The following is a 5,046-nucleotide window of genomic DNA, read 5'->3' on the forward strand; positions in this document are numbered from 1 at the left end:
ACCATCACTGCATCAGCGGGCGAAAACGGCTCAATCACTCCTTCTGGTGCAATCACTGTGAATCAGGGCACCTCTCAGAACTATGCAATAACCCCATCTACGGGCTATCAGGTAGCTGATGTCCTCGTGGACGGCGTTTCTGTCGGTGCAGTCAGTACCTATACATTCAACAACGTAGCAGTCTCTCATACGATCTCGGCAACGTTTACTTATCAGCTTCCCACTATTAACAGTGTGTCATGTCCCGGTTCTCTTCATACCGGGCAGTCAGGCACCTGCACTGTATCCGCCTCGGCAGCAGCCGGCACGCTCAAGTACGCATGGACCGTGCCGGGCGGAAGCGCGGGAACACCCACTGATGCCATAACTTCGGTTACCTTTACAACCGCAGGGGTGAAGACGGTAAGCGTAAAGACTTACATCGATGAGGATGTGTCGGTATTCGCCACATCAAACAAAACACTTACAATAAATGGCTCAGACCTTACCTTATCAGTGAACTGTCCCGAAGCAGGTTCCGAAAGTCAGGTTTTAAGCTGTACTGCCATAGGGTCCTCCAATTGGGGGGAAATTGCTTTTCTGTGGAATACCGATTCGGGCGGCAACATAGTAGGCGCAAACAACACGGCTACGGCAACTGTAGCGTTTAGCACTGGAGGTAATCATTTCGCCAGGGTAAAGATGTATCTCGTTGAGGCTCCGTTTATATTTATCGAGAAGGCGGCAAACATCACCGTGGTGGTTCCCCCTACAATTTACAACGTGGGCTGTAACGAAGAGGTGTATCTGGGGCAGCCGGTGAATTGCTTCGTAAGCGCCGGAACACTGGGCGGTACACTGAAACTCCGGTGGAACGCCGTCGATGGGCAGATTAGTGCCCTGTCAGCATCCACCACCGATATTATATTTGATACCCCAGGTGTAAAAACCGTTACAGTAAAAGCCTCCATCATGGAATCGCCCTCGATAGAGACGAACAGGCAAATGCAGGTCAATGTCCTGGACAATCCGATTACAGCGGAGGTAACGTGCCCCGAAGAAGTAATATCAAACGAAACGTTCACATGTACTGTTCAGGGAAATACGCCCCCCTGGGGGACGCTGGCTTTTGACTGGCTGGAGGGCAGCAGTAACAAGCCGGTAGCAAACGGCGGTTCAGTAAATATCACAGCCAACAGGGACGGCACAATGTTGGTACGGTTAGTGGCATCGTTGATAGAATCATCTACGAGAAGAATAGAGGTGAAAAAAACGGTCAAAGTTATAGGAGAGAAGAACGTAATTCCTGTCGTAACGGGCGCCAGAACTGTGTACATTGATGCAGAAAACACATATAAAGCAACGGCGCCATGTCTGACTTCTGCAAAATGCACGGTAAAATGGCGACACAACGGAGAGGAAACGGCAGGGGATACGCTGAATATAATCTTCACGGCTCCGGGAAAATATGAGTTAGAGGTGGAAACAACCCTCGCAGGGACAGAATCGGTAAGAACGATAAAGCATGTTGTGAATGCAGTCGACTTTCCCAGAATCCCCGTCAGTATATCGGGGCAGAAGGCAGTATGGGTTGGTGAAGAGTATACCTATACCGCCGTGATACCACTAAAATTTAGCGGCCTGAATATCCTTACGAGATGGACGCTCCCGGATAACTCTACTGTTGATGGCAGACAGGTAACGATGACCCCGACAGCAGAAGGAACAAATACCCTGCAATGCGAAGGATGGGTTGATGGTCACAGGGAAGAAACGTTAAGAACGGCACAGTTCAAAATCACGGCAGTGGGCTACAGCTTCCCTGTTCCGAAAATTAATGTGAAAAAGACGGAAGGGTTAGGGCCATATAATGTGACGTTCAAGATTGATTACACGGTTAAAAAGATCATGGGACTTCAGTACCGCATAGCCTACAACTGGAATTTCGGTGATGGAGAAACACTGACGACCACCAATACAATTGTCCACCACCTTTTCAAGAAGATAGGCACATATAATGTAACGATGACCGCGACAGACCAGTATGACAATACAATAACGGACAATGTGACGATAACCGCTGGCACGTCTCTTATAGAGCTTGGCTTCAAAGTCTCTGCATCAAACAAGACCATGCGGGCTCCGCTCGATATCTACATAAGAAGCGCCATAGCAGGGAAAACATCACTTGACAGGCTTGAAAGCCATGTATGGAAGATAGACGGGGTTGCCGTTGAAAACACCAAGTCTGAATACATGAAGGCTACCTTCAGTGAACCGGGCGATCATACCGTTACCTTTACGGTTGTTATGGGCAGCGGCGCGACTGCGACAGATTCGGTCGATATTACGGTGGTTCCGAATCAACCTCCGACTTGCACCATCGACCACATATTGGTTACGGGCAATGTGTCCCTGAAGGCAAAATGCACTGACCCGGACGGAAGGATTTCTTCATACAAATGGAATCTGGACGACGGCAGGGACTACAGGAATAGTTCGGGTAACATATCATTCAAGGCGCCGGTGACACGCACATACAACATCGGTCTTAAAGCGACGGACGATTCTGGCGCAGAAGCCGAATTTAGAAAAGAGATTACGGTTACAAGGTAAAATAGCTAATATCAGTGGGGAGCGTAAACACCCCACTGATATTTTAAAAGATGGAGTTGATTATGGTGATGATAAACAGAAATATTGATGATCCGATGACGTTTTTCTTTTGGGAAGTAGATGAAATTGTTGTTATCTCCGCCACTGTATTTATAGGCATCATGGTCAACATGCTTTTTGCTCTTGGGATTGTGGGTTTCATATGTGCCTATATCCTGAGGAAGATCAAGAAAAACAGTTCAGAGGGCGTGATGATACATTTCCTGTATTGGCATGGATTCATACCATTGAGAAATTGCCCGAAAAGTTACATCAGAGAATTGTCAGAATAGGCTGATTGAAAATTGTTGTGGGTTTTATTGGCTTCCTACATGTAAGATATGAAAATGTTTCACTGCCTATTCGTAACAACTTACACCACCAAAAAAAATGAAATACAAGGCGGCACCTCCCGCCTATGCATATTATTTTGATAAAGAGGGTTGAATTTAGCTTAAGTTTTAAAAATATTGTCCGATAATCACAATAGGTGGTGGTATGACAATATCTGATTTCCAGATTAGCACCGTTATAAAAAGTTACACAATGAGTTTGAGGGCTAAAGCAAAGGTTGCCGAAAAAGAGCAGGCGAATGGCAGCATTGTGCACGAGGATCAGGTAACGATATCAGAAGTCGCAAGAAGAATGTTGTTTGAAAGAATAGGGGAGCAGATGTTGGAGAGATTTAGGGGGCCCGACGAGGAAGGATATACCACTTCTACTACTTATAGTGGATGATAATGCAGAGATTAGAGAAATTGTTCGGGAGTATCTCAGTGATAACGATTGTCTCATCAAAGGGGTAAGCAAGTGTAAGAGACATGAGAAAAATACAACACAAACCCCAGGCCACTATCGTTACAGATTTAAAAATGCCGAACTATCCGGCATGAACTGATAAAACCCATTAAACAAAAGACTGATATTACGGAATTCTATCACGGGATATGTATCTGTTGATTATGCAATTGAAGCAGTAAAAATATGTGTCTTTGATTACATCAAATCTTTCAGTTTACTTTACTATCCCAATATTCAATATAGTCAATATACCCCTTTTGTGTCCATCAAGGTAAAAACCCCACCTCTCGCAGAAAGAAGTGGGGTATACAACAAATCCCTTTCCCATCAACATCTACCGAAAGAGATGGATCAGATTATCTTGAAATGTCAGAATCATCAACTTTTCAACATGTTTTTGTGGGTAACAGTCTCGTAATATTTTTAAAATATCCTGCCTCTTCTCCCATTTTTCTTATCGGAGACGGGAACGCCTCCGTCCATATATACATGCGAAGTAGGATGCTGAAACAAGTGTGGCTGATTATTTCTCCCATATGAATCAACGACTGTTGCCGGAGAAGCAGCACGCCTAAACGAAGAAACCCCTTTTGCCATTAGGATTTCTGCTGTTATTAATATAGTTATTGTTATTTGGATATCTTTATAAACGGAACCAACTTTTTTCAGATACACCGGACAGAAACAGAAAGATAAGTGTCATCTTCAGATGCATACACAGATCCTGCAGATGAAACACAATATAATTAGAACTCACCAGCATCTCATTCCCCAACCAATCATATATGTACATCGTTGCCCAGAGCTTACTCACGTTCAAGAGAGTGTGCTCATGTCTGATACTATTGGTTTATATTATCTTAAATAGCAAATATACCTTGACATTATTGAGAGTTATGTTAATAATTCATCGTAGATGACTGTTTCTGCAATAGTCTACCCAACAGGTAAAGTCTATTTGCCTGATAATCATAGATATATTCAAACATATTCAAGGAGGTAGTTGGAAATGACAAAGGCAGAAATTGTAGCAAAGGTAGCAGAAGATGTTAAAGTTACAAAAAAAGTTGCAGAAGGAGCATTCCAGACAATCATCAGTTGCATTGAAGGAGCGCTCAAGAAGGGCGAGAAAACAACAATCGTAGGTTTTGGCACATTCTCAGTTGCTGATAGGAAGGCAAGAAAGGGCGTTTGCAGCAGGTGCAGCATTAAAAGCAGCGGTCAGCGGAAAGGCAGCAGCCAAGAAAGCAGTAAAGAAGGCACCGGCCAAACCGAAGAAGAAATAAATTCAAGCGAAGCGGGCCTTCGGGTCCGCTTTCTTTTTTTAAGAAATATCACAAAGTGAGTTTTTATGTAAAAAGGGAGGAGGTATAAGTCTATTCCCGGTAGAATCTATCGGCAGGAAGGGATCTCAAATAATTGGTTTCCATCTCGTCAAGAGTTTGCGCTAAGGTTCTGTTTGGAATAGCAGTTTTCTCAAAAAATATATTTATTTCTGCAAAAAGCCTTATATAGCTGTCCTTGACCTGCTGGGAAAACTGTGTAATCTGTTCTTCCCGATCCTTTGTTTCCTGTATAATATCTTTGAAGACTTCCCGTTCTTCCCGGGTC

At 44.1% G+C, this 5,046-nt stretch carries 5 protein-coding genes; 4 read left to right on the top strand and 1 reads right to left on the bottom strand.

Going from position 1 to position 5,046, the window contains the following annotated elements; translation table 11 throughout:
- The 4 genes from NTX75_00265 to NTX75_00280 all read left to right on the top strand — a co-directional run.
- The coding region (locus NTX75_00265) for a PKD domain-containing protein (GenBank protein ID MCX5814663.1) at nt 1–2,595 on the top strand (2,595 nt) is incomplete at its 5' end.
- A gap of 62 nt (nt 2,596–2,657) precedes the next feature.
- A complete protein-coding gene (gene traL, locus NTX75_00270; GenBank protein MCX5814664.1) occupies nt 2,658–2,927 on the top strand; it encodes a type IV conjugative transfer system protein TraL in 270 nt (89 codons plus the stop codon).
- A 205-nt stretch (nt 2,928–3,132) separates the two neighbouring features.
- Entirely contained in the window at nt 3,133–3,372 is a 240-nt protein-coding gene (locus NTX75_00275; GenBank protein ID MCX5814665.1) for a hypothetical protein, read from the top strand.
- A 1,072-nt stretch (nt 3,373–4,444) separates the two neighbouring features.
- Nucleotides 4,445–4,780 (top strand): HU family DNA-binding protein, encoded by a 336-nt coding sequence (locus tag NTX75_00280; protein MCX5814666.1) that lies wholly within the window; start codon nt 4,445–4,447, stop codon nt 4,778–4,780.
- Between the two features lie 31 nt (nt 4,781–4,811).
- Here NTX75_00280 and NTX75_00285 read toward each other — a convergent pair.
- Nucleotides 4,812–5,046: hypothetical protein (locus NTX75_00285; protein MCX5814667.1), on the bottom strand; the 235-nt coding region annotated here is incomplete at its 5' end.

It is taken from the genome of Pseudomonadota bacterium (genome assembly GCA_026388315.1).
Classification (GTDB): domain Bacteria; phylum Desulfobacterota; class Syntrophorhabdia; order Syntrophorhabdales; family Syntrophorhabdaceae; genus MWEV01.